The sequence below is a fragment of the Pseudoalteromonas sp. 20-92 genome, from assembly GCF_030847595.1.
Taxonomy (GTDB): domain Bacteria; phylum Pseudomonadota; class Gammaproteobacteria; order Enterobacterales; family Alteromonadaceae; genus Pseudoalteromonas; species Pseudoalteromonas fuliginea.
Map to the genome: position 1 here is coordinate 1 of NZ_JANJGQ010000093.1, position 310 is coordinate 310.

Here is a 310-nt window from a genome sequence, read left to right on the forward strand (position 1 = left end):
TGTCAGCGTAATTGGGGATTCGGTTTATGTTTTTTATATTTACGCAATGTTAAAGGCTACACATGGAATCATAAGCGTGTTTATCGTATTTACCGTGAGCTTGAGTTGAATCTGCGAATAAAGCCTAGAAAACGCCTAACAAGGGAGAAGCCTGAACCATTGGCTGTCCCTGAGGCCATTAACGAATGTTGGTCAATGGCTTTTATGCACGACCAATTATCTGATGGCAGAGGGTGTCGCTTGTTCAATGTGATTGATGATTTCAATCGCGAAGGACTCACAATAGATGCTGACTTATCACTCCCCGCTG

1 pseudogene is annotated in these 310 nt (G+C 42.9%); it reads left to right on the plus strand.

Annotated features, from left to right (window positions below):
* A pseudogene (locus NRL14_RS20875) lies at positions 1-310 on the plus strand (IS3 family transposase); the annotation flags it as partial.